The organism is Pseudomonas gingeri (assembly GCF_013386165.1).
Lineage (GTDB): Bacteria > Pseudomonadota > Gammaproteobacteria > Pseudomonadales > Pseudomonadaceae > Aquipseudomonas > Aquipseudomonas gingeri_C.
Window position 1 is genome coordinate 178398 of the sequence record NZ_JACAOS010000001.1, and the last position, 24390, is coordinate 202787.

The 24390-nt window shown below is 62.1% G+C and carries 27 protein-coding genes; 13 read left to right on the forward strand and 14 right to left on the reverse strand.

Annotation, left to right across the window (positions count from 1 at the left end; genetic code table 11):
* Positions 1-11: 11 nt before the first annotated feature.
* From HX866_RS34630 to HX866_RS00845, 6 genes are all read right to left on the reverse strand, one after another.
* Positions 12-194: a Cro/Cl family transcriptional regulator gene (locus tag HX866_RS34630; protein WP_371319204.1), complete on the reverse strand. Its 183-nt coding sequence runs from the start codon at positions 192-194 to the stop codon at positions 12-14.
* Positions 195-835: 641 nt separating this feature from the next.
* A complete protein-coding gene (locus HX866_RS00825) occupies positions 836-1132 on the reverse strand; it encodes a DUF1244 domain-containing protein (RefSeq protein ID WP_371319205.1) in 297 nt (98 codons plus the stop codon).
* A gap of 96 nt (positions 1133-1228) precedes the next feature.
* Positions 1229-1600 carry a dihydroneopterin triphosphate 2'-epimerase gene (folX, locus tag HX866_RS00830; RefSeq protein ID WP_042935429.1) on the reverse strand — a complete coding sequence of 124 codons (372 nt, stop codon included), beginning with the start codon at positions 1598-1600 and terminating at the stop codon, positions 1229-1231.
* A gap of 2 nt (positions 1601-1602) precedes the next feature.
* The gene (gene folE / locus HX866_RS00835) at positions 1603-2163 is read right to left on the reverse strand and encodes a GTP cyclohydrolase I FolE (protein WP_100941739.1); all 561 of its coding nucleotides are present in this window, start codon (positions 2161-2163) and stop codon (positions 1603-1605) included.
* 24 nt (positions 2164-2187) lie between these two features.
* On the reverse strand, positions 2188-2898 hold the full coding sequence (gene folM / locus HX866_RS00840) for a dihydromonapterin reductase (RefSeq protein WP_177137744.1): 711 nt from the start codon (positions 2896-2898) through the stop codon (positions 2188-2190).
* 103 nt (positions 2899-3001) lie between these two features.
* Positions 3002-3571, reverse strand: coding sequence for an antibiotic biosynthesis monooxygenase (locus tag HX866_RS00845; protein ID WP_177093177.1), 570 nt, complete (start codon positions 3569-3571; stop codon positions 3002-3004).
* Positions 3572-3780: 209 nt separating this feature from the next.
* On the opposite strand from HX866_RS00845, the gene HX866_RS00850 reads away from it, so the two are divergent.
* The gene (locus tag HX866_RS00850; RefSeq protein WP_177093176.1) at positions 3781-4749 is read left to right on the forward strand and encodes a MerR family transcriptional regulator; all 969 of its coding nucleotides are present in this window, start codon (positions 3781-3783) and stop codon (positions 4747-4749) included.
* Between the two features lie 47 nt (positions 4750-4796).
* On the opposite strand, the gene HX866_RS00855 is transcribed toward HX866_RS00850, so the two are convergent.
* Together HX866_RS00855 and HX866_RS00860 are read right to left on the reverse strand one after the other, a co-directional pair.
* On the reverse strand, positions 4797-5261 hold the full coding sequence (locus tag HX866_RS00855) for a PAS domain-containing protein (RefSeq protein ID WP_177093175.1): 465 nt from the start codon (positions 5259-5261) through the stop codon (positions 4797-4799).
* On the reverse strand, positions 5227-5376 hold the full coding sequence (locus tag HX866_RS00860) for a hypothetical protein (protein WP_177093174.1): 150 nt from the start codon (positions 5374-5376) through the stop codon (positions 5227-5229). Before HX866_RS00860 ends, HX866_RS00855 begins: the two co-directional genes overlap by 35 nt.
* 44 nt (positions 5377-5420) lie before the next feature.
* On the opposite strand from HX866_RS00860, the gene HX866_RS00865 reads away from it, so the two are divergent.
* Complete coding sequence (locus HX866_RS00865) at positions 5421-5873, forward strand: flavodoxin (protein WP_177124633.1); 453 nt, start codon at positions 5421-5423, stop codon at positions 5871-5873.
* Here HX866_RS00865 and HX866_RS00870 read toward each other — a convergent pair.
* Positions 5857-6753: a LysR family transcriptional regulator gene (locus HX866_RS00870; protein WP_177093172.1), complete on the reverse strand. Its 897-nt coding sequence runs from the start codon at positions 6751-6753 to the stop codon at positions 5857-5859. The two genes, HX866_RS00865 and HX866_RS00870, sit on opposite strands and share 17 nt — an antisense overlap.
* Positions 6754-6850: 97 nt before the next feature.
* Here HX866_RS00870 and HX866_RS00875 point away from each other — a divergent pair, with 97 nt between their 5' ends.
* From HX866_RS00875 to HX866_RS00890, 4 genes are all read left to right on the forward strand, one after another.
* Positions 6851-7237, forward strand: coding sequence for a CidA/LrgA family protein (locus HX866_RS00875; RefSeq protein WP_177093171.1), 387 nt, complete (start codon positions 6851-6853; stop codon positions 7235-7237).
* A complete protein-coding gene (locus tag HX866_RS00880) occupies positions 7227-7913 on the forward strand; it encodes an LrgB family protein (RefSeq protein WP_177137745.1) in 687 nt (228 codons plus the stop codon). Before HX866_RS00875 ends, HX866_RS00880 begins: the two co-directional genes overlap by 11 nt.
* Positions 7914-8059: 146 nt before the next feature.
* On the forward strand, positions 8060-8842 hold the full coding sequence (locus HX866_RS00885) for a class II aldolase/adducin family protein (protein WP_177093169.1): 783 nt from the start codon (positions 8060-8062) through the stop codon (positions 8840-8842).
* 152 nt (positions 8843-8994) lie between these two features.
* Entirely contained in the window at positions 8995-9906 is a 912-nt protein-coding gene (locus HX866_RS00890) for an SDR family oxidoreductase (RefSeq protein WP_177137746.1), read from the forward strand.
* Between the two features lie 278 nt (positions 9907-10184).
* On the opposite strand, the gene HX866_RS00895 is transcribed toward HX866_RS00890, so the two are convergent.
* Entirely contained in the window at positions 10185-10952 is a 768-nt protein-coding gene (locus HX866_RS00895; RefSeq protein WP_177137747.1) for an N-acetylmuramoyl-L-alanine amidase, read from the reverse strand.
* Between the two features lie 517 nt (positions 10953-11469).
* Here HX866_RS00895 and HX866_RS00900 point away from each other — a divergent pair.
* The 3 genes from HX866_RS00900 (at position 11470) to HX866_RS00910 (ending at position 17361) form a co-directional block, all read left to right on the forward strand.
* On the forward strand, positions 11470-13263 hold the full coding sequence (locus HX866_RS00900; RefSeq protein ID WP_177093166.1) for a DUF1302 domain-containing protein: 1794 nt from the start codon (positions 11470-11472) through the stop codon (positions 13261-13263).
* A 24-nt stretch (positions 13264-13287) separates the two neighbouring features.
* Positions 13288-14655 carry a DUF1329 domain-containing protein gene (locus HX866_RS00905; RefSeq protein ID WP_177093165.1) on the forward strand — a complete coding sequence of 456 codons (1368 nt, stop codon included), beginning with the start codon at positions 13288-13290 and terminating at the stop codon, positions 14653-14655.
* 156 nt (positions 14656-14811) lie between these two features.
* Positions 14812-17361, forward strand: a complete 2550-nt coding sequence (locus HX866_RS00910; RefSeq protein WP_177137749.1) for a LuxR C-terminal-related transcriptional regulator — start codon at positions 14812-14814, stop codon at positions 17359-17361.
* Positions 17362-17432: 71 nt separating this feature from the next.
* On the opposite strand, the gene HX866_RS00915 is transcribed toward HX866_RS00910, so the two are convergent.
* Positions 17433-18242, reverse strand: a complete 810-nt coding sequence (locus tag HX866_RS00915; RefSeq protein ID WP_177137750.1) for an IclR family transcriptional regulator — start codon at positions 18240-18242, stop codon at positions 17433-17435.
* A gap of 184 nt (positions 18243-18426) precedes the next feature.
* Between HX866_RS00915 and hmgA the strand changes: the two genes are divergently transcribed.
* The 3 genes from hmgA to maiA are packed head-to-tail and all read left to right on the forward strand — an operon-like array spanning position 18427 to position 21684.
* On the forward strand, positions 18427-19725 hold the full coding sequence (gene hmgA / locus HX866_RS00920; protein WP_177137752.1) for a homogentisate 1,2-dioxygenase: 1299 nt from the start codon (positions 18427-18429) through the stop codon (positions 19723-19725).
* 3 nt (positions 19726-19728) lie between these two features.
* Positions 19729-21033 (forward strand): fumarylacetoacetase, encoded by a 1305-nt coding sequence (gene fahA, locus HX866_RS00925; RefSeq protein ID WP_177137754.1) that lies wholly within the window; start codon positions 19729-19731, stop codon positions 21031-21033.
* 12 nt (positions 21034-21045) lie between these two features.
* Positions 21046-21684, forward strand: coding sequence for a maleylacetoacetate isomerase (gene maiA, locus HX866_RS00930; RefSeq protein ID WP_177093160.1), 639 nt, complete (start codon positions 21046-21048; stop codon positions 21682-21684).
* Between the two features lie 10 nt (positions 21685-21694).
* On the opposite strand, the gene HX866_RS00935 is transcribed toward maiA, so the two are convergent.
* The 3 genes from HX866_RS00935 to HX866_RS00945 form a co-directional block, all read right to left on the reverse strand.
* Complete coding sequence (locus tag HX866_RS00935) at positions 21695-21976, reverse strand: type II toxin-antitoxin system RelE/ParE family toxin (RefSeq protein ID WP_177104568.1); 282 nt, start codon at positions 21974-21976, stop codon at positions 21695-21697.
* On the reverse strand, positions 21973-22251 hold the full coding sequence (locus tag HX866_RS00940) for a CopG family ribbon-helix-helix protein (protein ID WP_177104566.1): 279 nt from the start codon (positions 22249-22251) through the stop codon (positions 21973-21975). The genes HX866_RS00935 and HX866_RS00940 overlap by 4 nt, the downstream gene beginning before the upstream one ends.
* 121 nt (positions 22252-22372) lie before the next feature.
* On the reverse strand, positions 22373-23176 hold the full coding sequence (locus HX866_RS00945; RefSeq protein ID WP_177137756.1) for a SirB1 family protein: 804 nt from the start codon (positions 23174-23176) through the stop codon (positions 22373-22375).
* Positions 23177-23354: 178 nt separating this feature from the next.
* Between HX866_RS00945 and HX866_RS00950 the strand changes: the two genes are divergently transcribed.
* Entirely contained in the window at positions 23355-24374 is a 1020-nt protein-coding gene (locus HX866_RS00950; RefSeq protein ID WP_177093156.1) for a Leu/Phe/Val dehydrogenase, read from the forward strand.
* Positions 24375-24390 lie beyond the last annotated feature (16 nt).

The following is a 24390-nucleotide window of genomic DNA, read 5'->3' on the forward strand; positions in this document are numbered from 1 at the left end:
CTACAGCATTTTTATTTCCCAATAGGGTGAGATAAATTGCTGGCCAGCGCTGCAATCATCGTCCTGGTGTAGCCCTGCTCACCATCTGGCAGCAGGCGAAAGTGTTCGAGCAGATCCGCCTCGGCGGCGCTGATGCTGTCCGCCGGGAGCGGTTTCCGTGCTCCACTTACGACGTACAGCACGTCGACGTCCAAGCGCCCACAGCTGCCAGATAAAACGCATCCGGCGCTCCCGATCCTTTCTCGTAATTGATCTGAGTGGTTTTACCCACCCCGCCGGCCGCAGCCATATTGGTCTGATTAAGACCCAGGCGCGACCTTTCTTCCTTCAGCCGAACGCCGATAGCCATTTTTTTGAACCTCAGGCAATTTCAGGATCAAATATCTGAACCAGTATCACCGCGTCATCACACGAAACCGCACTATGCCGAACGGCTACCCCACTGAGCAAGCGTGCAAAGCAGCGCGCGAGCGGCTGCAAAAGCTTGGACTGCCCGCAAAAAACGGGCAGAGCAGAACGACTTCACCCCCCCAGCACCGTGTACGCAGTGCTGAACGGGCGGAAGAAGTGCCTGCGCTGCGTATCGCGCCGGGCCGCTGTGCTGCTGGGTGTTGCCGCTAACCGAAAACTCACGCTTCTTAAAGCCCATTGTCGGCGCTACGTACACAAAGCTCAGTGCTCCGATCGCCGGCCAAGCTGCCGCAGCGGTGCACTTCACGCCAAGTAGTAGCTGGTAGGCATTGCATTGCTCCAATCTTCTCGGTTCGCGGCAACAATTTTATGTATGCAGCTCATTTCATGAGCGGAGATCGACCACCTAACACTTAGCAAGCGCCTAATCATGGGGTTTTCCTTTGGCGAACGCCGCCTGTTGTTCGGCGCTGGCTTCTTGCTGGTATTGGGCTTTCCACTCGGCATAGGGCATGCCGTAGATCACTTCACGGGCGTCGTCGAGGCTGACTTCGATCTGGCGTTCGTCGGCTTCGGCCTTGTACCATTTGGACAGGCAGTTGCGGCAGAACCCGGCGAGGTTCATCAGGTCGATGTTCTGCACATCCTTGCGGCTGTCCAGGTGCGCGACCAGCCGGCGGAAGGCGGCGGCTTCGAGTTCGAGGCGTTCTTGCGTGGTCATTAAGAGGGCTCGCAAAGCGAGCAGTTTCGAGCTTCAAGCTGCAAGCCGCAAGTAAAAAGCGATCAGCTTGCAGCTTAAAGCTTACCGCTCGCAGCCCTAGCGGCTCGCCGCTAGCGTAATCGACACCGATTCGGCAAACCGCAACGCGTGGGGCTTGTCGACTTCGACCTCGGCATACAGCACGGCTTCGTTGCTCATCACCAGGTCCAGCAGTTCCTGGGTCAGGCGTTCGAGCAGGGCAAAGCGGTTGCCCTCCACATGCTGGATGATCGCCTTGGTGATGGTGCGGTAGTTCAGGGCGTGATCGATGTCGTTGTCGCGTACCGCTTCCTGGGCCGCATAGAGGATGGTCAGGTTGATCAGCACATCCTGCTTGTTGAGGATCTCGTCCTCGTTGATACCGATAAAGGTCCGCAGGCACAGGTCCTTGACCCGGATGCGCGCCATGCCTGGTTGAAGTTGTGGCATTACTACTTGCTCCGTCCAATCAGTTGCAGGAACTCCATGCGAGTGGTGCTCGAGTCGCGCAGGGCGCCGAGCATCACCGAGGTGTTCATGGTCGAATTCTGTTTTTCCACACCGCGCATCATCATGCACATGTGCTGGGCTTCGATCACCACCGCCACGCCGGCGGCCTGGGTGACTTGCTCGATGGCGTCGGCGATCTGCCGGGTGAGGTTTTCCTGGATCTGCAGGCGGCGGGCGAACATGTCGACGATCCGGGCGATCTTCGACAGCCCCAGGACCTTGCCGGTGGGCATGTAGGCGACATGGGCCTTGCCGATGAAGGGTAGCAGGTGGTGTTCGCACAGCGAGTACAACTCGATGTCCTTGACGATGACCATCTCGTCATTGTCGGAGGCGAACAGCGCGCCGTTGACCACCTCGTCGAGACTCTGCTCATAGCCGTGACACAGGTATTGCATGGCCTTGGCGGCCCGTTTCGGGGTGTCCAGCAGGCCCTCGCGGTCAGGGTTTTCGCCCAGCCCCAGAAGGATTTCGCGGTAATGCTCGGGCAATGTGGCACTCATGGAAAGGGTTCCTCGCGGGGCGGCTTATTTAAGGTGCCGGCCGCCGTTGACGGTCAAGGTTGTGCCGGTGACATACGGGTTGTCCAGCAGGTAGCGCAGGCTCTGGTAGACCACCCCGGCTCCGGGCTCGATACCCAGGGCCGATTTGGCCAGGGTCCTGGCGCGGTACGCCGCGTCGTCGTCGGGGTTGAACATCAGCAGGGCCGGGGCGATGCCGTTGACCTTGATCCGTGGCGCGTAGCGGGCCGCGAAGGACAGGGTCAGGTTGTCCAGGCCGGCCTTGCTGGCGCAGTAGGCCATGTGCTGGCTGCTGCCCTTGCGGGTGACATCGTCGCTGATGTGCACGATATCGGCCAGCGGCGAGCGTTCCAGCAACTCGGCGCAGTGCAGGTTGATCAGATAGGGTGCTAGCATGTGCAGGCTGAACATCTGGGTAAACGCCGTGCTTTCGTTGCCGGGGCTTTCGCTGATCCAGGCCGAGGCGTTATGGATGATCGCCCGCAGGCTGTCGGTATGCTGCTTCAGCGTCTCGATAAAGGCCAGGATCCCGGCTTCGCTGGAGAAGTCGGCGAACAGCGCAGTCGCGCCAAGGTCGCGCAGGGCCTGGACGCCGGGACGCTCGCTGCGATAGCTGAAGATCACCGGGTAGCCGTCGGCCAGCAGTCGCTCTGCGCAATGCAGGCCGACACGCTGGCCGGCGCCAGTAATCAGGATCGGGGCAGAAGACGGTGGCATCGAAGGCTCGTGGCAAGCGGTGAAGGGGCATCGGTTGACGTTGAAGTCAAAACTATACCAGCCACACCGCTTGTACAACTGCCAAGCCGGCTACCGCGTACCGTCAATGCCGGGCAGCGGCGGTATCGCCCGGCAATGGCAAGGCTTTTGGGCTGTTCAACCAAGCCGCCAGCAGGTGGGTCGACAGTGGAATGAAGAAGTAGACCATCAGCGGAGTCAGCACCAGGGTGCTGACCAGGACCCGTGGCACCAGGCTCAACTCGGCCAGCAATGGCCCGAGGCCAAAGTTGAACAGCAATGACACCGGAAAGAACGCCAGCCAGATCGCCACCGCCTGCTTCCAGCGCGGCGGCCGTTGGCCCGCGGCGCCGAACCAGCCGTCGATGCCACTGACCCGCCGCTCCTGCGGTCCGGCGAACAGGTCGCGGCCACGCACCAGCCAGGCCTTGCGCGAGGCGGAGTGCTCCCAGGCGCCCAGGGTCGCGGCATCGCTGAAGCGGAAAATCATCTGGAATTCGTTGTCACCGGGCGGCGGGGCGAGCACGCCGGAGCCCAGGTAACCGGGAAAGTCGGTGGCGAGCAATTCGCCCTCCTGCAACCAGGCGAGCATGTCCTGGTAGCGGCCATCGGCAACGCGCCGGGCAACCATCATGGTGACGGGTGAGGTAGACATTATGTATCTCCGTAAGACAAGCATGCCGCCCGGGTAGGGTCGATGCGCAACGCAGCGCCGGGGTGGTGGGCTGCGCTTGTGGACAGGCAAGAATTATTCCCTATTCCGGGAAATGCACCAAGACAGTGAGTCGTATTGCGTATGATTTGCAGGGATCTGGATCCATTGGGCTAGAATATCTGTCAATCCTATTCATAAATGTGTGACAGATGCCCGTCATGACCGAACTTGAACCTGCCGCGCCGCTGTTGCGGGCGCTGAAACAGGAAGAGTTGTTCCCCATTCGTGAGGTCTCGCGCCTGACCGGCGTCAATCCGGTCACCCTGCGGGCGTGGGAGCGGCGCTACGGTCTGATTCAACCGACGCGCACCGAAAGTGGGCATCGCCTCTATGCCATGAGCGATATCGAGACGGTCCGCACCATCATGGGATGGATCGAGCGCGGCGTGGCCGTGAGCAAGGTCGGCAAGATCCTGGCGAAAACCAGCGCCCAGGCCCAGCCCATCCACACCCCTTCCGGCATTGCGGCGCAATCGATTGCCCAGGCGGAATGGGACGACTGGCAGACGCAATTGCGCGTGGCGGTCAGCGCTTTCGACGAGCCGGCCCTTGAGCGTCTGTACGGGCAAGTGTTTTCCAGTTATCCACTGACCGTGGTGTTCCAGAATATCCTCCTGCCGCTGTGGCAGCGCTTGCAGCAGGGTGGTGAGTTCGGCCAGGCCAGCGAGTGGCTGTTTCTCGATACCTTCCTGCGTGCGCGTGTTCTGCAGCGTCTGCACCTGGTGCGCGGTCTGCCCTCCCAGCGCATTGTGCTGGCGGCGTTACCGGATCAATGCCGTGAACTCGAATTGCTGGTGGCCGGCCTGTTGCTGGGTGATGGCGACCGCTCCGTCAGCGTCCTGGCCGTCGGCCAGCCCTTCGATGAACTGACCCTGGTCTGTGAAAAGGTCCGGCCCGAGGCGTTGGTGCTGTATTCCAACCGCTCGCCACTGTCCGATCTGCCACGCCGCCTCAACCGTCTGGCGCTGTCGGTGGACTGCGCGGTGATGTTGGCCGGGGATGTCTCGGAGCTATTGCAGGAGCGCCTGGAAGGGTCGAGCATCGGTTGCCTGGGTAACGACGGCCGGCTGATGCGCCGGCGCTTGCAGCAGTTGCTGGCGGGCCGGCTCGACACCTGATCGAACATCAGGCGTCTTCTTTGAGCGGCTGGAGGATTGCGCCAGGTTTATCGCGCAGTGCCGCCGGCTGCCTTCAGTGCATCCAGTTCGGCCTGGACCTCGGCCAGTTGCGCTTCCAGCTGGGCCACCCGCTGTTGCGCCTTGACCTGCACCGTCACGTCTTTTTGCACGCCGACGAAGTAGGTCAGCTGGTCGCTTTGGTTGAACACCGGGGACAGCGACAGTTCGTTCCAGAAATGGCTGCCGTCCTTGCGATAGTTGCGCAGGATCTGCCGGCACGGCTTGCGCGTGTGCAGGGCTTCGCGGATCAGCTCCAGTGCCGGCTGGTCGCGGTCGCCCGACTGCAGGAAGCGACAGTCCTGGTAGAGGATCTCTTCGTTGGTGTAACCGGTCAGGCGTTCGAACGCCGGGTTGGCGTAGATCAGGATATGGTCTTCACCTTCCTGTTCGGCGACCACGATGCCGTCATTCGAGGCGTCAATCACCATTTGCAGCAGTTTGGGATTTATCATCGTTCAAAGCCCCCCGCATTCCGTTGACATGTCCGGCGAAGTTTAAGGCATCGTCTTGAATAATCCATCCCATTTGCTGGCGGCGAAGGGCGGGTTTTGTGAGAAAGTCTCTCATCTGCTGGTATCCTGGGTTTTTTATCAAGCATCAGGATCAGATTGATGAAAGTCGCCATCCTTTCCGGCTCGGTCTACGGCACCGCCGAAGAAGTTGCCCGCCACGCTGAAAAAGTCCTTCGCGAAGCCGGTTTTGAAGCCTGGCACAACTCGCGGGCGACCCTCGCCGATATCCAGGCCTTCGCCCCGCAGGCTTTCCTGGCCGTGACCGCCACCACCGGCATGGGTGAATTGCCGGACAATCTCCAACCCTTGTATAACGCCATCCGCGATCAGTTGCCCGCGGCGTGGCGCGGCTTGCCGGGCGGGGTGATCGGCCTGGGTGACTCCAGCTACGGCGACACGTTCTGCGGTGGCGGCGAACTGATCCGTGAGCTGTTTGCCGAGCTGGGCGTACGGGAAGTCCAGGACATGCTGCGCCTGGATGCCAGTGAAAGCGTCACCCCGGAAACCGACGCCGAGCCTTGGCTGGCCGAGTTCATCAGCGCATTGCGCTGAGGCTGGGTCGCTCGCGCGCCAGCGCCAGCCAGGCCTGGGCGGCCTTGGACAGGTAGGCGCCGCGGCGCCAGATAAAGGTGATGTCCCAGCGCAGGTCGCTCGGTGAACTCAAGGTCAGGCGCACCACCCCGGGCCGTATCAGCGAACGCGCGACCACACTGGGCAGCAGCACCACGCCTTGCCCGGCGGCCACCAGCGCGGCGAGGAAGTCCGCCTGGCCGCTGCGCCCGCTCTCCTTGGGGGTGAACCCGGCTTGCCGACAGGCCTCCATCAAGCGGTGATTGAGGACGAAACTGCGCTGGTACAGCAGAAACGGCGTATCGGCCAATTGCTCCAGGCGGATGGAACCTTCTTCGGCCAGTGGATGATCGGTCGCCAGCAGCACGTCCAGCGGCTCATCGCAAAACGGCTGATGGTCGAACGCCGGATCGCTCGGTTTGAGGCCGCACCCCAGTTCCAGTTCGCCATTCAGCACTGCCGGCTCGATGGTCAGGCTACCGCCTTCGAACAGATGAATGCTGATATTCGGGTAACGCCGCCGGTACTCGGCGAAAAGGCTGGCGAACAGGGCCTCGCCGCCCAGTTGCGGCAAACCCAGACGCAGTTCACCCCGTGCCAGGTGGCTCAGGTCATCCAGTTCGCTGAGCAACTCGTTGCGCAGGCGCAGCATGGCTTCGGCCCGCTGCACGACCACACTCCCGGCTGCGGTCAGCAGGACTCGCGAGCCTTGGCGGTCGAGCAACGGCGTGCCGAGGTCGTGTTCGAGTTGGGCGACCTGCTTGCTCACCGCCGATTGGCTGATGTGCAGGGTTTTCGCCGCCTGGGTGAAGCCGCCTTGACGGACCACTTCGATAAAGCTGCGCAGCTGCTTGAATTCCATGGTCTGATTCCAAAGTGGAATGGCTGTCAGTCTAACAATTCGCTTTCGGGATGGTAGCGACAACTTTAAAATCGGTGTTCTGAGAGGACCGAATCCGATGAACCGTCTGTTGCTGAGAAAATCCTGCCGCTTGCTCGCCGAACTGGCCGTGTTGCTGGGGCTCTATCAGTTGGGCACGTTGTTCGCCGCCTGGAGCCACTGGCCGATTCCCGGTGGGGTGATTGGTCTCGCCTTGCTGTTGTTGGCCTTCGCCAGCGGCTGGGTCAAGCCTGCCACCTTGCAACTGGGGGCCGGGCTATTGATGGCGGAGATGTTGCTGTTCTTCATCCCGGCATTGATGAGCCTGCTGGACTACGGCGCCATGGTCCGCCAGGACGGCTGGCGGATTCTGCTGGTGATCGGCGTCAGTACCCTGGCGGTGATGCTGGCGACCGCCTTTACCGTCGAGTTCGTCTGTCGTTGGAGCGCCCGCCATGAAGCTTGAAGGGATGTCCCTGTTCTGGCTGGGGCTGACCCTGGCCGCCTATGTGTTCAGCCGTTGGGTATATGGCCGCACGGGTCGTTATCTGTTGTCGCCGCTGATCCTGGTGCCGATCGTGTTGCTGGCGGTGGCGGTGCCGCTGCACACGGCGTACGCCGAATATTCGCGCGATACCCACTGGTTGATGCTGATCCTCGGTCCGGTCACCGTGGCTTTCGCGGTGCCGATCTGGCAGCAGCGGCAGATGCTCATGCGTCATGGCCCGGCGTTGCTACTGGGGATGCTCGCCGGCAGCGCGGCGTCCATCGGCACTTCCTATGGGTTGGCCCGGGCATTGTCGCTGGATAACAGGCTGACCCTCTCGCTGGTACCGCGCTCGATCACCACGCCCTTTGCCATGCCGCTGGCGCAGAACCTGGGCGGCGTGCCCGAGCTGACCGCGGTGTTCGTGATGGTCACCGGGGTGTTCGGGGCGTTTCTCGGCGGGCTGTTGCTCAAGTGGTTGCCGCTGCGCAGCAGCCTGGCCCGTGGTGCATTGTTTGGCGTCGGTGCTCACGGTGCCGGGGTCAGTCGCGCCCGGGAAGTGGGCGGTGAAGAGGGCTCGGTGGCGGGCCTGGTGATGGTCCTGACCGGCCTGCTGAATCTGTTTGCCGCGCCCTTGCTGGCCGCCGTGATCTGATCAGCACGGGACAATTCTCATCCTCGGCCGCCTGGCTGACTCGCTGGGTCATCAAGCTGGCTGGCAATGCAACTCCGTTGCGGCAACGGGCTGCTCTAGACTGGTGGGCACTCGAATAAAAACCAGAAACCGCCGAGGTCAGTGCCGTGAACGCAACCCCTGTTAGCGCCGCACCCGATGTGAAGAGCCAAGTCAGCGCCGCCGAATGGCAGACCCGCGTTGACCTGGCGGCCTGTTATCGCCTGGTGGCGATGCACGGTTGGGACGATCTGATCTTCACCCATATCTCGGCCAAGGTGCCGGGCACCGAGGATTTCCTGATCAACCCCTATGGGCTGATGTTCCACGAGATCAGCGCATCGAGCCTGGTCAAGGTCGACCAGGCCGGCAACAAGTTGCTGGAGAGTCCCTACGAGATCAACCCGGCCGGCTACACCATCCACAGCGCCATTCATGAGGTGCGTCACGACGTGACCTGCGTGCTGCACACCCATACCGCCGCCGGTGTCGCGGTGTCGGCGCAGCAGCAGGGGGTGTTGCCCATCAGCCAGCAATCGCTGTTCGTGCTCTCGAGCCTGGCCTATCACGCCTACGAAGGGGTGGCGCTCAACCATGAAGAGAAAGCGCGGCTGCAAGCCGACCTCGGCGAAAACAACTTTCTGATGCTGCACAATCACGGCTTGCTCACCTGTGGTTCGACCATCGCCGACACCTTCCTGATGATGTTTACCTTCCAGCGCGCCTGCGACATCCAGGTGCTGGCGCAAAATGGTGCGGCGCCGCTGATCGTCATCGAACCGCAGATTCTCGCCGGGGCCAAGACCATGGTCGCCGCAGTGACCCGCAGCGCCCAGGGCATGGGCGGTGCGCTGGCCTGGCCGGCGCTGTTGCGCAAGCTGGACCAGCAAGACCCCGGATTCCGGCTCTGAGGCCGCTGTCCGGGAATGGGTCGTTGTGGGCAACGCGGGACTATCCCGCTGCCTTATCGCGTACCATTCAGCCCTGGCCGACTTTATTGTGACCAAAGGCCGGGTGTCCGACACTCGGCGTCTATTTCCATCGGCCCTGGCTGGAGTCCTGTATGAGTGAGTCTGTGCGCTTCGAAGATAAAGTGGTGATCGTGACCGGAGCCGGCGGTGGCCTGGGGCGTGCCCATGCACTGCTGTTCGCCCGCCATGGCGCGAAAGTGGTGGTCAACGACCTCGGCGGCTCGGCCCACGGTGAAGGCGCCAATGCCTCGGCGGCGGACAAGGTCGTGGCCGAGATTCGCGAGGCCGGCGGTACGGCCGTGGCCAACCACGACTCGGTCACCGATGGCGACAAGATCGTGCAGAACGCCCTGGATGCCTTTGGCCGTATCGATGTGGTGGTGAACAACGCCGGCATTCTGCGGGACAAGACCTTCCTGAAGATGGAAGACGCCGACTGGGACCTGGTTTACCGCGTGCATGTCGAGGGCGCCTACAAGGTGACCCACGCGGCCTGGCCTCATATGCGCGAGCAGAACTACGGCCGGGTGATTTTCACCGCGTCGACCTCCGGCATCTACGGCAACTTCGGCCAGTCCAACTACGGCATGGCCAAGCTGGGTTTGTATGGCCTGACCCGGACGCTGGCCATTGAGGGCCGCAAGAATAATATCCTGGTCAACGCCATCGCCCCGACGGGCGGCACGCGCATGACCGAAGGCTTGATCCCGCCCCAGGTGTTCGAGCTGCTCAAGCCGGAACTGATCAGCCCGCTGGTGGTGTTCCTCGCCAGTGAGCAATGCGACGAAACCTCCGGCTTGTTCGAAGTCGGTGGCGGCTGGATCGGCAAGACCCGCTGGGAGCGCAGCCTGGGTGCCGGCTTCGATCCGCACAACGGTTTTTCGGTGGAAGACGTGGCGGCCAGCTGGAAGCAGATCTGCGATTTCGACGGCGCCGTGCACCCGAAGGACACGCCTGAAGCCCTGCGGGAAATGATGGCGAACCTGCAGAAATACATGGCCTGAGTAACGCGGGCGACCTGACACAACGCGATCCTGTGGGAGCCGGCTTGCTGGCGATGGCGTCAGCAAGATCACCGTCAGGCTCAAGGGCCCCATCGCTGGCAAGCCAGCTCCTACAAGGACCTCGGCAGCACGATAGTTTTGTGGTGAGACGCAGTTTTGTGGGAGCCGGCTTGCTGGCGATGGCGTCCGGGCACGCGCCGCAAGGCTCAAGGGCTCCCACGCTACCGTGGCGTTTTCAAGCGCCCGGTATGGAGGCAGTCCAGCCCGTTGGCCTGCGTTCAGGGAAAGTACTTCGCCACCAGTGCCTTCAGGTTGGCGGCGGTTTCGCCATCGAGTACCCCATCGTAATTCGACGGCCGGAAATGCAACTGGAATGCCCTGACCAGTTGTTTGAACCCCGCTTCCGTCTCCGCGCCCTTCACCTCATAACCGTATTTCTTGAAACTCGCCAATATCGTCGTCCGAGTCGGTAGGCCGTCGCGCAGGTATTGTTGCTGGTACGGGTCGCGGGTGGCTTGATCAAACCAGGCGCCGATGCCCGACAGGTACAGATCGTGCCAGGGAAAGGCGGCCCCCGGATCGCTCTTGCGGTTCCAGGCGATATCCGAATGTCCGAGCACCTGGGTGGGTGTGATCTCGGGATAGCGGGCGAGGATATTCAACGACAACTGCTTGAGCGCCTCGATCTGCCGGGGTTCATAGGGCGGAAAATAAAACTGCCCCGCATTGTCCGCGGCCTGGTTGACGATCTCGATGCCGATCGCGGTGTCATTGAGCTGGGTCCTGCCGCCCCAGGCACTGATGCCCGCATGCCAGGCGCGTTTTTGCTCATCGACCAGATTGAACACTTCCTGCTCGTTGAAACCTGCCCGCAGATAACTCGGGTCGGTGACATCGGGCACCAGGTAATGGCTACTGACATTCGGCCCGGTCAGGGCCGCGAGGGAACTGGCGAAGTCGGCTGCGGTGTAATGCAGTACCAGAAAACGAACCCTGTCGTTGAAACTCCGGGTGCTGCGATAAGTGTTGTAGCTGATCGGTTTCATCAGTGATTCCTTTCCCTATTTATGACGTCGTCAGCGTGAGTTCTGGCATCTATCAACGGGAAGAGGATGGATCTTTCGGCGGAGTGAGAAGTGTCCCTGTCTTCTGTGTTTCAAGTTTCAGGCGTGGCAAAACGTGCAGGCATAAAAAAGGCCACTGCAAATAATGCAGTGGCCAAGGGAAGACGTTCGATCAAGGAGTAAATCAACGTCAGTAAAGAGTAGATGACGATCATAATAAGGCGTTCAAACCCGCTGAAAAAGCCTGCTTTGCGACAATCACTGTTACCGCTGGGGTAACAGTCGCCGGTTCCAGTCGCAATGTCCGGAGCCGCCCCGGCTGCCCTCCATCCATGGGCGCTATGACGCGTTATCCATGGGTTCGATGGTCCGCTGAAAACCCCGTCGCAAGCACTCATTCATCCTTTCGAGGTACAGCACGAATACCTCCTTGGTGCGCTTATCGCTCCCGCTGGTGATGAGTAGGGTGAAGCCTTCTGTCACACACCGGGGAAGACGCATGACAAAAACAACAATGCGCGCCATCTTCACGCCGCAGGCTCTGGCCATCGCGGTTGCCATGGGCGCGAGTGCGCAGGCGCAGGCGGTTTCATTCAACATTGGAGAGATCGAAGGCAAATTCGACTCATCCCTGTCGGCTGGCGTGAGCTGGGGCCTGCGCGATGCCGACAAGAGCCTGGTAGGGGTGCCCAACGGCGGCACCGGCCAGGCCGCCACCGGTGATGACGGACGCCTGAACTACAAGAAGGGCGAGGCCTTCTCGAAGATCATCAAGGGTATTCATGACCTGGAGTTGAAGTACGGCGACACCGGCATCTTCGTCCGGGGCAAGTACTGGTACGACTTCGCGACGGCCGATGGCAGTCAGGACTTCAAGAACATCAGCGATTACCACCGCGATGAAGCGGCGCGTTCTTCCGGCGCGCAACTGCTCGACGCCTTCATTTACCACAACTACTCCATTGCTGACCTGCCGGGCACCGTGCGCGTGGGCAAACAGGTGGTCAGTTGGGGTGAAAGTACCTTTATCGGCAACTCGATCAACAGCATCAACCCCATCGACGTGTCGGCCTTCCGCCGGCCGGGTGCCGAGATCAAGGAAGGCCTGATCCCGGTCAACATGTTCTTCGCTTCCCAGAGCCTGACCGACCAACTGACGGTCGAAGGGTTCTACCAGTTGAACTGGGAAAATACCGTTGTTGATAACTGCGGCACCTTCTTCGGCAACGATGTGGTGCAACACGGTTGCAACAACAACTACACCGTCGGCAGCCCGGCGATTGCGCCCCTGCAACCGGTTGCCGCCGCGTTCGGCCAAGGCTTCCAGGTCACGCCGGAAGGGGTTGTCGTGCAGCGTGCCGATGACCGTGACGCCCGTGATGGCGGTCAGTGGGGCATGGCCTTGCGCTGGCTGGGTAGCGATACCGAATACGGCCTGTACTTCATGAATTATCACAGCCGTACGCCAACGGTAGGGACTATCACGGCCAATCAAAGCGCGATTAACAGTATCCCGGGGATTATTGCCACCGGTAACGCGCTGTCCCCTGGAAACGGGGTCAACCTGGCCACCAGCATGCTGCTCGGCCGTGGCCAGTACTACCTGGATTATCCAGAAGACATCCGTCTCTATGGCGCGAGCTTTTCCACCACCCTGCCGACCGGCACCGCGTGGAGTGGCGAGATCAGCTACCGGCCCAATGCGCCGGTGCAAATCAACACCACTGACCTGACCCTGGCCCTGGTCAACCCCCTCAGTGGTGGTACCTCCTCACCGCTGCAGACCAGTGCCGGCGCCGACAACTCCGGCTACCGCCGCAAGGAAATCACCCAGATACAAAGCACCCTCACGCAGTTCTTCGACCAGGTCCTGGGCGCCGAGCGCCTGACATTGGTGGGCGAGGCGGGGATGACCTACGTCGGCGGCCTGGAGAGCAAGGACAAGATTCGTTACGGGCGTGACTCGGTCTACGGTGCCTATGGCTATCAGGGTGATACCAGCGGTTTCGTCACCGCGACCTCCTGGGGCTACCGTGCCCGGGCGATCCTCGACTACAGCAACGTGTTCGCCGGGATCAACCTCAAGCCCAACGTGTCCTGGTCCCATGACGTCAAGGGCTACGGCCCCAACGGCATCTTCAACCAGGGCGCCAAGGCGGTCAGCATCGGTGTGGACGCCGACTATCGCAACACCTACACCGCGAGCCTCAGCTTCACCGACTTTTTCGGTGGCAACTACAACACCCTGATTGACCGTGACTTCGTGGCGCTCAGCGTCGGCGCGAACTTCTGATCCAGGCTTGAGAAGGACAACTTTATGCGCAAGATGATTTTGCAATGTGGCGCCCTGGCCTTGAGCCTGCTGGCAGCCAACGTCATGGCGGCGGTTTCCCCGGAGGAAGCGGCCAAGCTCGGCACCACCTTGACCGCTATCGGCGCGGAAAAGGCCGGTAATGCCGACGGTTCGATCCCGGCCTACACCGGCGGTATCCCGAAAAACGCCGGTGCGGTGGACAGCAAGGGGTTCCTGGCTGATCCGTTCGCCAACGAAAAACCGCTGTTCATCATCACCGCGGCTACCGCCGACCAGTACAAGGCCAAGCTGTCCGAAGGCCAACTGGCGATGTTCAAGCGTTACCCGACGACCTACAGGATCCCGGTCTACCCGACACACCGCACCGTGGTCCTGCCGGACGCGGTCCTTGAGTCGGCCAAGCGCAGCGCCCTCAACGTCACCACGATCAACGACGGTAACGGCCTGGCCAACTTCACCGGCAACCGCTACTACGCCTTCCCGATTCCGAAGACCGGCGTAGAAGTGTTGTGGAACCACATCACCCGCTACCACGGCGGCAACCTGCGCCGCACCATCACCCAGGCCACACCGCAGACCGATGGTTCCTTCACGCCGATCACCTTTGAGGAAGAAGCCGCCGTGCCGTCGGAAATTCCCGACCTGTCGCCGGACAAGGGTGCCAACGTGCTGACCTTCTTCAAGCAGGAAGTGACCGCGCCGGCGCGTCTGGCGGGCAACGTGTTGCTGGTGCACGAGACCCTCGATCAGGTGAAGGAACCGCGTTTGGCCTGGATCTACAACGCTGGCCAGCGTCGTGTGCGTCGCGCCCCGCAGGTTGCCTATGACGGCCCGGGTACCGCTGCCGACGGCCTGCGCACCTCGGACAACTTCGACATGTTCTCCGGCGCGCCGGACCGTTACGACTGGAAACTGATCGGCAAGAAGGAGATGTACATCCCCTACAACAGCTACAAGCTGGACTCGCCGACCCTCAAGTACACCGACATCATCAAGGCTGGCCATATCAACCAGGACCTGACCCGCTACGAGCTGCACCGGGTCTGGGAAATCGAGGGGACGGTCAAGCCGAGCGAGCGGCATATCTATGCCAAGCGGCACATGTACATCGACGAGGACAGCTGGCAGGTCGCGCTGGTGGATCACTACGACGGCCGTGGCCAACTGTGGCGGGTGGCTGAAGGTCATGCGCAGTTCTACTACGACCACCAGGTTCCGGCTTATACCGTTGAAACCCTCTACGACCTGATTGCCGGGCGCTACATCGCCCTGGGCATGAAGAACGAAGAGAAGCACAGCTTCCAGTTCGGCTTTGTCGGCAAGGCGGCGGATTACACGCCGGCGGCGCTGCGGGCGAGCGGGGTTCGCTAAACCCTTGTGGCCAGGCTTTAGATTGTTCTTAACTGACTGACATCAGGCCCTTCGGGGCCTTTTTTTATGGTCTGCGATAAGTTTCCTGAATATTTGTTCATCTCCAGGCGCGAACAGAGCTAGGGTGATCGGATAAAATCAAGAAAGGCCGCCGCAATGACCGCCATGACCCCGCGTCTGGATCGTCCCGGGTTCCTGCCTCGTTTATCCTCCCGCCATTTGCCGCGCCCGCGGCTGAGTACCCCCTTGATCGAGTCCCAGGCACGGGTCCGCCTGCTCTGCGCACCCGCCGGCAGCGGCAAGAGTGCCTTGCTCGCCGAATGCCTGTTGCAAGCCCCAGCCAGTTTTGGCGTGTGCTGGCTGCCACTGTCCGGGACGAATCTGACAACCGAGGCCTTCTGTACTGCCCTGGCCCAGGCGCTCGGGCTGGAAGAACCCCAGGACGAGTCGAGCCTGTTGGCACGCTTGGCGCGCTGGACCACACCGACCTGGATTTTTCTCGACGACTATTGCCGTTTGCCCAATCCGGCGCTGGATCAACTGCTCGATCGGTTGCTGACCGTCAGCAGTCCGGTCCTCAGCTGGTGGCTGGGTGTGCGCCGCCGGCCCCACTGCAATTGGCCACGCCTGTTGCTCGAAGGTGAACTCTACGAAGTCGAGGGCCCGAGCCTGGCGTTCGAGCGCGGTGAAATCGAACGGTTGGTGAGCCATCCGTCGATCACCCTGACCCCGCAGTGCCTCGACCGGATGGACCAATACACGGCCGGTTGGTGCGCCGGGGTACGGGTCGCCATGCTGGAGGCCCCGGCCTGGATCGCCAATGTGCCCGACGCCGGGTCGCGACGTTCGGCGACCTTGCTCGACTATCTGCAGCACGAACTGTTCGATGCCCTGGCGCCCGAGCTGGCCGAGGCCTGGCGCGTGCTGGTGCATCTGCCGCGTTTTAATGCCGATCTCTGCGAGCACCTGTTCGGGGCCGGGGAGGGCGCCCAGTGGATGCGGACCCTGCAGGAACTGGGGTGTTTTATCGAACCCTGGGAAGACTCTTCGGAATGGCTGCGGGTCTTCGCGCCGTTGGCCCTGTTGTTGCGCGATGAGCCTTGGCCGGCCGGGCGTTCCTGGCATCGCCGCGCCTGCCAATGGTTCAGTGCCCGCGGTGACTGGCAGGCGGCGGTTGAGCAGGCCCTGGCCGCCGAAGAGTTCGAGGTGGCGGCGAGCCTGCTGCACAACTTCACTTTCGATTACCTGTTCCAGGAGCAGAACGTTGCGCTGCTGTTGCGCCTGCACGAGCAACAGCCGGACGACCTGATGTTCGGCACCCCGCATCTGGTGGGCTTGATCACCACCGCGTTGCTGTTCGCCGGGCGCTTCGACGAGGCGGCCCAGAGCATCGAGCAGATGGCCCGTTTCTCCCCGCAACCGTCGGCGGCGGCCCAACGGCAACTGGTGGCGCGTTGGCAGGCCCAGCAGGGTTGGTTGTCGCATTTGCAGGGGCAGGCGCAGCGGGCGCGCGGGCATTTTCTTGAAGCCTTGCAGGATCTGCCGGCGGCGGCCTGGCCGGCGCGGTTGTTCTGTCTGTCGGGGCTGACCCAGCAGGCGTTGCTCGACGGTGAATTGGAGCAGGCCCACGCCTTGAGCCGCGATGCCTTGTGCCTGGCGCGGGCGCAAGGTTCGCTGCTGTTCGAGGCGCTGCTGGAACTGGATCATGCCCAGTTGCTGGAGCAGCGTGGCGCGCTGCACCGCAGTGAGAGCCTGCTCGACAGCATACAGGCCTTGTTATCGGCCAAGCGCCATCTGGCGGGGCCGCTGCTGGGGCGCATAGCCTTGCGCCAGGGACGGATTGCCCTGCGCCAGGGGCGCGATCAACAGGCGGCCGAGTATTTTCAGACGGGGCTGGATGAGTGCCTGCGCAGCCAGGATAAACAGGTGTTGTATGGCTTTCTCGGGCTGGCCTTGCTGGATGCCAACCATGGCGACTACGCCCAGGCGTTTGTCCGCCTGCGTGACGCCGAACGCTTGATGCAGCAACGGCATATTCCGGATGTGGTGTATCGCGCGGTACTGCTGATGGTCAGCTGCCATTTCTGGTTGCAGCAAGGGCGAGCGGAGCTGGCGGAAGAGGCGTTGACCCGGGTGCTGCGTCACTACAGCGGCGCGAATGGGGTGCAGGCGCCACCGGCAACGCTGGAGTTGATCCCGCGTCTTGAATACCTGTTGGTGTTGGCGCAGGTTTATCTGCACAAGGCCCTGGCGCCATTGGAAGCGCTGGCGCTGTTGCTCGAACAGGCCCAGCGTCGCGGCATGCAGGGGATGGAAACCGAGCTGCGCCTGGCGTTGGCGGAAGTGGCTTTTCTGCAAGGGCGTAATACCTTGGCCAAGAATCACCTGGAGGAGGGGTTGGCGCTGGTCAGCCGCTGCAACCTGCAACAGGCGTTGCGTGAGTTGCGTTTGCGCCAGCCGGGGATCCTGGCGAGCCTGGGCTTTGAAGAGGCGATGATTGCCACGGGTGACAACCCCTTGAGCCAGCGTGAACTGGAAGTGCTCAAGCTGATTGCCCTGGGCAGCTCCAATCTGCAGATCGCCGATCAGTTGTTTATTTCACTGCACACGGTGAAAACCCATGCCCGGAGGATTCACAGCAAGCTGGGGGTGGAGCGGCGCACCCAGGCGGTGGCCAAGGCCAAGGCTCTGGGGTTGATGGGATAAAGCAGCTGCAAGCTTCAAGCTTCAAGCTTCAAGCTGCAAGGTTGCTGCGGCTTTTGCTTGTCGCTTGTTGCTTATGGCTTGCGGTTTGGCGCTGCTTCAAATCCCATCCGCCAACTGACCGCCTCGCTCGCTGCCAGCAAGCGCTTGGCCGCCGGGCCGTCTTCATCGGCGTGGAACAGCGACGTTGGCCCCACTACCGTGAGCACCGCCACTACTTGGCCGAGGGCATTGAACACTGGCGCCGACAAGGCATCGACCCCCGGCATCAGCAAACCATGGACGAAATGCAGCCCACGCCGACGAATCTGTTCACAGGTCGCGGTATACGCCGCCGCATCCGCCAGCGGGTGCGGTTGGCCGGCCTGGAGTTCGGCTTCCCGCAACTCGACCGTTTCCCGGTCCGGCAGGAAGGCGTTGAACACCAGCCCGGTGGACGAACTGAGCAACGGCAACACCGAACCCAACTGCGTCACCACCGTCACCGCCCGTACCGCCGGTTCGATATGCACCACGGTCGCCCCGTGATTGCCCCATACCGCGAGGAAACAGCTTTCATTCAGATCGTCGCGCAACTCCGCCAGTGGCATCGCCGCCACTTGCAGCACGTCCATGCTGTTGAGCGCCGCGAGACCGACCCGCAGGGCTTCGCGCCCCAGACCGTAGTGGTTGGTCGCGCGGTTCTGCTCGGCAAAGCCGCTGGCGATCAAGGCCTGCAGATAACGGTGTACCTTGCTCGCCGGCATCTGCACATGCTCGGCCAGGCGTGACAGCGAGGTGCTGGGCGACAGCTGCGCCAAGGCCTTGAGGATGTCGGTACCGACCTCCGCCGAGCGGACTTTCTGTTTACCGTTGCTGTCGCTGGTAGGACGCGGCTTTTCCATGGAGGCAATGTAATCCCGGGACGAATGGGCGTCTTTATAGCTTGACGGGCACTGTCAATCAAATTACGTTCTGCATAATTAAGTTACGTAATGCATAATTTTGTTCCCATAAAAACAAACCGACCCGTGCTGCACTCGCCTCGAATCCGAGGCAGCCCCAGGTCCACTCCCTTCAGGAGGCTCCATGAACCCCGATTCCACGGTGCTGGCCTATCAGTCCGGCTTCGGTAACGAATTCAGCAGCGAGGCGTTGCCCGGCGCGTTGCCGGTCGGCCAGAACTCCCCGCAGAAAGCGCCCTATGGTCTGTATGCCGAACTGTTTTCCGGCACGGCCTTCACCGTGGCCCGCAGCGAAGCCCGCCGCACCTGGATGTACCGCATCCAGCCATCGGCGCGGCACCCGGCGTTCGTCAAGCTGGAGCGGCAGTTGGCCGGTGGCCCGCTCGGTTCGGTCACGCCCAACCGCCTGCGCTGGAACCCGCTGGAGCTTCCCAGCGAGCCCACGGACTTCATCGACGGCCTGGTGAGCATGGCGGCCAACTCGGCGGCGGAGAAGCCGGCCGGCATCAGCCTCTACAGTTACCGCGCCAACCGTTCGATGGAACGGGTGTTCTTCAATGCCGACGGCGAATGGCTGCTGGTCCCTGAACAGGGACGGCTGCGCCTCGTCACCGAACTGGGGGTACTGGAGATCGAGCCGCTGGAAATCGCCGTCCTGCCCCGTGGCCTGAAATTCCGCATCGAACTGCTCGACCCGCAAGCCCGCGGTTACCTCGCCGAAAACCACGGTGCGCCGCTGCGCCTGCCGGACCTCGGGCCGATCGGCAGCAATGGCCTGGCCAATCCGCGGGACTTCCTGACCCCGGTGGCCCATTACGAAGACCTGCGGCAACCGACGACCCTGGTGCAGAAGTTCCTCGGTGAACTCTGGGGCTGCGAGCTCGATCATTCGCCGCTCAACGTGGTCGCCTGGCACGGCAACAACGTGCCGTACAAATACGACCTGCGGCGTTTCAACACCATTGGCACGGTCAGCTTCGATCACCCGGACCCGTCGATCTTCACCGTATTGACCTCGCCCACCAGCGTGCCCGGCCTGGCCAATCTCGACTTCGTGATCTTCCCGCCGCGCTGGATGGTGGCCGAGAACACCTTCCGTCCGCCGTGGTTCCACCGCAACCTGATGAACGAGTTCATGGGCCTGATCCAGGGCGCCTACGATGCCAAGGCCGAAGGTTTCCTGCCCGGTGGTGCGTCGTTGCACAGCTGCATGAGCGCCCACGGTCCGGACGGTGAGACCTGCACCCGGGCGATTGCCGCCGAACTGGCGCCGAGCAAGATCGACAACACCATGGCCTTCATGTTCGAGACCAGTCAGGTATTGCGCCCAAGCCGCTTCGCCCTCGATTGCCCACAGTTGCAAAGCAACTACGATACCTGCTGGGCCACCTTGCCCGTCACCTTCAACCCGAATCGGAGATAACCCATGAGTCAGCCCACCATCCTTCGCAGCTGGGTTGCGTCCGCCAACGGCCATGCCGATTTCCCGTTGCAGAACCTGCCGCTGGGGGTGTTCAGCCACAAGGGCTCCGCTGCGCGCAGTGGCGTGGCAATTGGCGAGCTGATCTTCGATCTGGAAGCGGCCCTGGAACTCGGTTTGTTTGAAGGCCAGGCCAAGGTCGCGGTTGAAGCGACCCGTGGCGGTCAGTTGAATCGGTTCTTTGAACTCGGCGCTGCGGCCCGCGTGGCCTTGCGCAGCCGTCTGCTGGAACTCCTCGGCGAGGGCAGCAGCCTGCGCGGCAAGATCGAAGCCCAGGGCGCCAAGTTGCTGCACCTGACCGCCGATTGCCAGTTGCACCTGCCGGCCAGGATCGGCGACTACACCGACTTTTATGTCGGCATCGAGCATGCGCAGAACGTCGGCAAGCTGTTCCGCCCCGACAATCCGCTGCTGCCCAACTACAAGTACGTCCCGATCGGTTATCACGGCCGGGCTTCGACCGTGCGCCCCTCCGGCACCGACGTACGCCGCCCCAAGGGCCAGACCTTGCCGGCCGGGCAGAGCGAACCGACTTTCGGTCCCTGCGCACGGCTGGACTATGAATTGGAACTGGGCATCTGGATCGGCCAGGGCAATGCCATGGGCGAGTCGATCGCCATTGGCGATGCTGCCGAGCATATTGCCGGTTTCTGTCTGCTCAACGATTGGTCGGCGCGGGATATCCAGGCCTGGGAGTACCAGCCGCTGGGGCCGTTCCTGTCCAAGAGCTTTATCACCAGTGTCTCGCCCTGGGTGGTGACGGCCGAGGCCCTGGAACCGTTCCGCAAGGCCCAGCCTGCGCGTCCGCAAGGCGATCCACAGCCGCTGCCGTACCTGTTCGATGCCCGTGACCAGCAGGGCGGTGCCTTTGACATCGAACTGGAAGTGCTGTTGCTGACCGAGGCCATGCGCGAGCGGAACCTGCCGGCTGAGCGGCTGACCCTGAGCAACACCCGGCATATGTACTGGACCGTGGCGCAACTGGTGGCACACCACAGCGTCAACGGCTGCCAGTTGCAGGCCGGCGACCTGTTCGGCTCGGGCACCTTGTCCGGTCCTGAAGCCGGGCAGTTCGGCAGCCTGTTGGAGATTACCGAAGGCGGCAAGAAACCGGTGGAATTGGCCTCGGGTGAAGTGCGCAAGTTTCTCGAGGACGGTGATGAAATCATCCTGCGGGCGCGTTGCAGCCGCGAAGGTTTTGCTTCCATCGGCTTCGGCGAGTGCCGTGGCAAGATTGTTTCGGCCCGTTGAGAGGAGGGGACCATGGAGCTTTACACCTACTACCGTTCGACCTCGTCCTACCGCGTGCGGATTGCCCTGGCCCTCAAAGGCCTGGATTACCACGCGCTGCCGATCAACCTGATTGCCCCGGGCGGCGGTGAGCAGCGCCAGGCCCCGTACCTGGCGGTCAACCCCCAGGGCCGGGTGCCGGCGTTGCGCACCGATGCGGGGGACGTGCTGACCCAATCACCGGCGATCATCGAATTCCTTGAGGAACGTTATCCACAGCCCCCGCTGCTGGCTTCGGACCTGCTGACCCGCGCCCGTGAGCGGGCGGTGGCGGCGGTGATCGGCTGCGATATTCATCCGTTGCACAACTCCGGCACCACCAACCTGCTGCGCCAGTGGGGGCATGACGACGCCCAGGTGCAGGAGTGGATCGGCCATTGGGTCAGCCAGGGGCTGGCGGCGGTGGAGCAGTTGATTGGCGAGGTGGGTTATTGCTTTGGCAAGGAACCGGGATTGGCGGATGTGTACCTGATTCCGCAACTGTATGCGGCGCAGCGTTTCAAGGTGTCGCTGGACGCTTATCCGCGTATTCGCCGGGTGGCGGCGTTGGCGGAACAGCATCCCGCGTTTATCAAGGCGCATCCGGCCAACCAGCCGGATACGCCGGCCTGAAGATCGCGAGTCACGCGTCGAATGGCCACAATCGTGCTGTATGCACCAGCGCCAGTATCCAGATGACTTCGCTGTTGATTTCATACACCAGACGATAATTTTCGTGGGGTATCAGCTCACGGGTGCCGGGTACAGTTCCCGGCCGCCCCATCTCGGGGTGTGTGGTCAATCGGTTTGCCGCAGCGCTGAACAGTTCATCCAGGCGTGCCGCTGCATAGGGGCTCTCGGTTGCGATGTATTCCCATATTTCAAGGCGGTCTTGTTGCGCTTCCGGCGTCCAGATAACGCTCACGCCAGCTTGGCCGCACTCGCGCGGCGCGCGGCAAATTCGGCCTCAACCTCTTCATTCGAGCGACCTCGACCCGCATCCATCGACGCCCGCCCCGCCTCGACCTTGCGGTGTAGGAAGGCTTCATATTCCTGGGATTCGTGTTGGCGTTGAATAAATTCGCGCATCAGTTCGCGCAGCACTTGGGAGGCGGGTCGATGTACCGCTTGGGCACAGGCCATGAATTCGGCGCGCAGTTCAGGTTCCAGTTTCATGGTGAAAACGGCTTCTTTCGGCATGGGCGGGCATCTCATCACAAAGTACTGACGTAGTGTATATATCTTCATTACATGATACGACAGACGCGGACAAAGCGATGGCGAGCACACACTGGTCTTTTCGAGGCTGTCCTGTAATCGCCTAATGCACCACCGCATTCGGCGGCAATTGTCCCAGACGCTCCGTCAGTCTCAGCCGCTGGAGCGGGTCTTCGCTGAGCAGCAGCGCCCGCTCCAGGTCATGGCGTTCGGCCCGTGGGCAATCGAGGCGTTGGTACAGGCTGGCGCGCACCAGGTAGTCGCTGGCGTTGGCCTGGCCCAGTTCCAGGACCCGTTCGGCATCCACCAGGGCACCGAGGAAATCATCGTTGGCCTGGTGCAATTGCCGCAGGTTGCGTGACAGGCGCTGGAGCATCTGCACCGGCGTGGCGTTTTGCATGTGCTCGGCCTTCAGCACGGTGTTCGGGCCGTACTGGCGGATCAGCAGTTCGCGGCAATCGTTGGGGTACAGGCGTCGACCGCCACAGGGATCGAGCAAATGGTCAGCCCCCGGCACCCGCAGCAGGAAATGTCCGGGGAAACTCACCCCGACCAGCGGAATCTCCAACTGCCGGGCCAGTTCCAGGGCGATCAACGCCAGCGCCAATGGCTGCCCGCGCCGCCGCTGGAGGACCTTGTCGAGCAGTGCCGCTTGGGGGCGTAGCGGGGTGAACTCGTCCTGTTGGAACCCCAGTTCATTCAGCCGCCGCAACAGCGGCTGGCCCAACTCGCTGACCGGCAGCATCGGCAGACCGGCGCTGACCCGCTGCTGCAAGTCGCGAAAATCGTGCAGCACCGACTCGGGGCGGACCTGTGGATCATGTTCGGCGGCCATCCACACGGCCGCTTCGAATATCGCGGGTGGAGTGCGTTGCAGGCAGGCGAAAAAAGCTTGGCGGGGGTTCATCAAGATCTCCGGCAGAGTCTCTGTTTTAGCCCCGTGGCCAGCTTTCGTCCAGTCTCTTGCGCAGCTTGAGGGTTATGTCGCAAAGCCAGCAAACACTGGAGGCTTATTCCTGCTTGCTTCTGCAAGCTTTCCCACGAAGCCTATACTCGCTACAGGTAGTATTCAGGGGGGCCTCTCGATGTTCGCTCTCATGCAAAGCACTCGTCTTGAGTCGCTGCACCTCAGTGTCGATCCGATCACCGGGTTGAAGGCGGTGATTGCCATTCACAACCGTCGTCTCGGGCCGGCGTTGGGCGGCTGTCGTTACCTGGCCTATCCCGACGATGAAAGTGCCATGGTCGATGCCATTCGCCTGGCCCAGGGCATGAGCTACAAGGCCGCGCTCGCGGGATTACCCCTGGGCGGCGGCAAGGCGGTGATCATTCGTCCGCCCCATGTGGAAAGTCGCGCCGCCTTGTTCGAAGCCTTTGGCCGTTGCATCGAGCAACTCAACGGGCGCTATATCACCGCCATCGACAGCGGTACGTCCACCGCCGATATGGACTGCATCGCCCAATTTACCCAGCACGTCACCAGCACCACCAGTGCCGGGGACCCGTCGCCCCACGCGGCCATGGGAGTGTTCGCCGGGATTCGCACCACCGCCATGGCGCGGTTGGGCAGCGACAACCTGGAAGGTCTGCGGGTGGCGGTGCAGGGCTTGGGTAATGTCGGTTATGCCCTGGCCGAGCAGTTGCACGCGGCGGGAGCGGAGTTGCTGGTCAGCGACACCGACCCGGGCAAGGTGCAACTGGCCATGGAGCAATTGGGCGCGCATCCGATCGCCTGTGAAGCCTTGCTCAGCACCCCGTGCGATATTCTCGCCCCTTGCAGCGTGGGCAACGTCCTCACCAGCCAGAGCGTGGCGCAGTTGCGTTGCGCGGCGGTGGCGGGTTCGGCCAGCACCCAGTTGACCCATATCAGCGTCGCCGATCAGTTGGAAAAACGCGGGATTCTGTATGCGCCCGACTACGTGATCAGCTCAGGCGGATTGATCTATGTTGCCCTCAGGCATCAGGGCGAGGAGCTGTCGACCATCACGGCCCACTTGTCCCGGATTGGCACCCGCCTGACCGAAGTCTTTGCCCATGCCCAGGCGGAAAAGCGCTCGCCGGCACGGGTGGCCGACGAACTGGCGGAGCGCCTGCTTTACCGTTGAAACAGCGGGCTTCTTC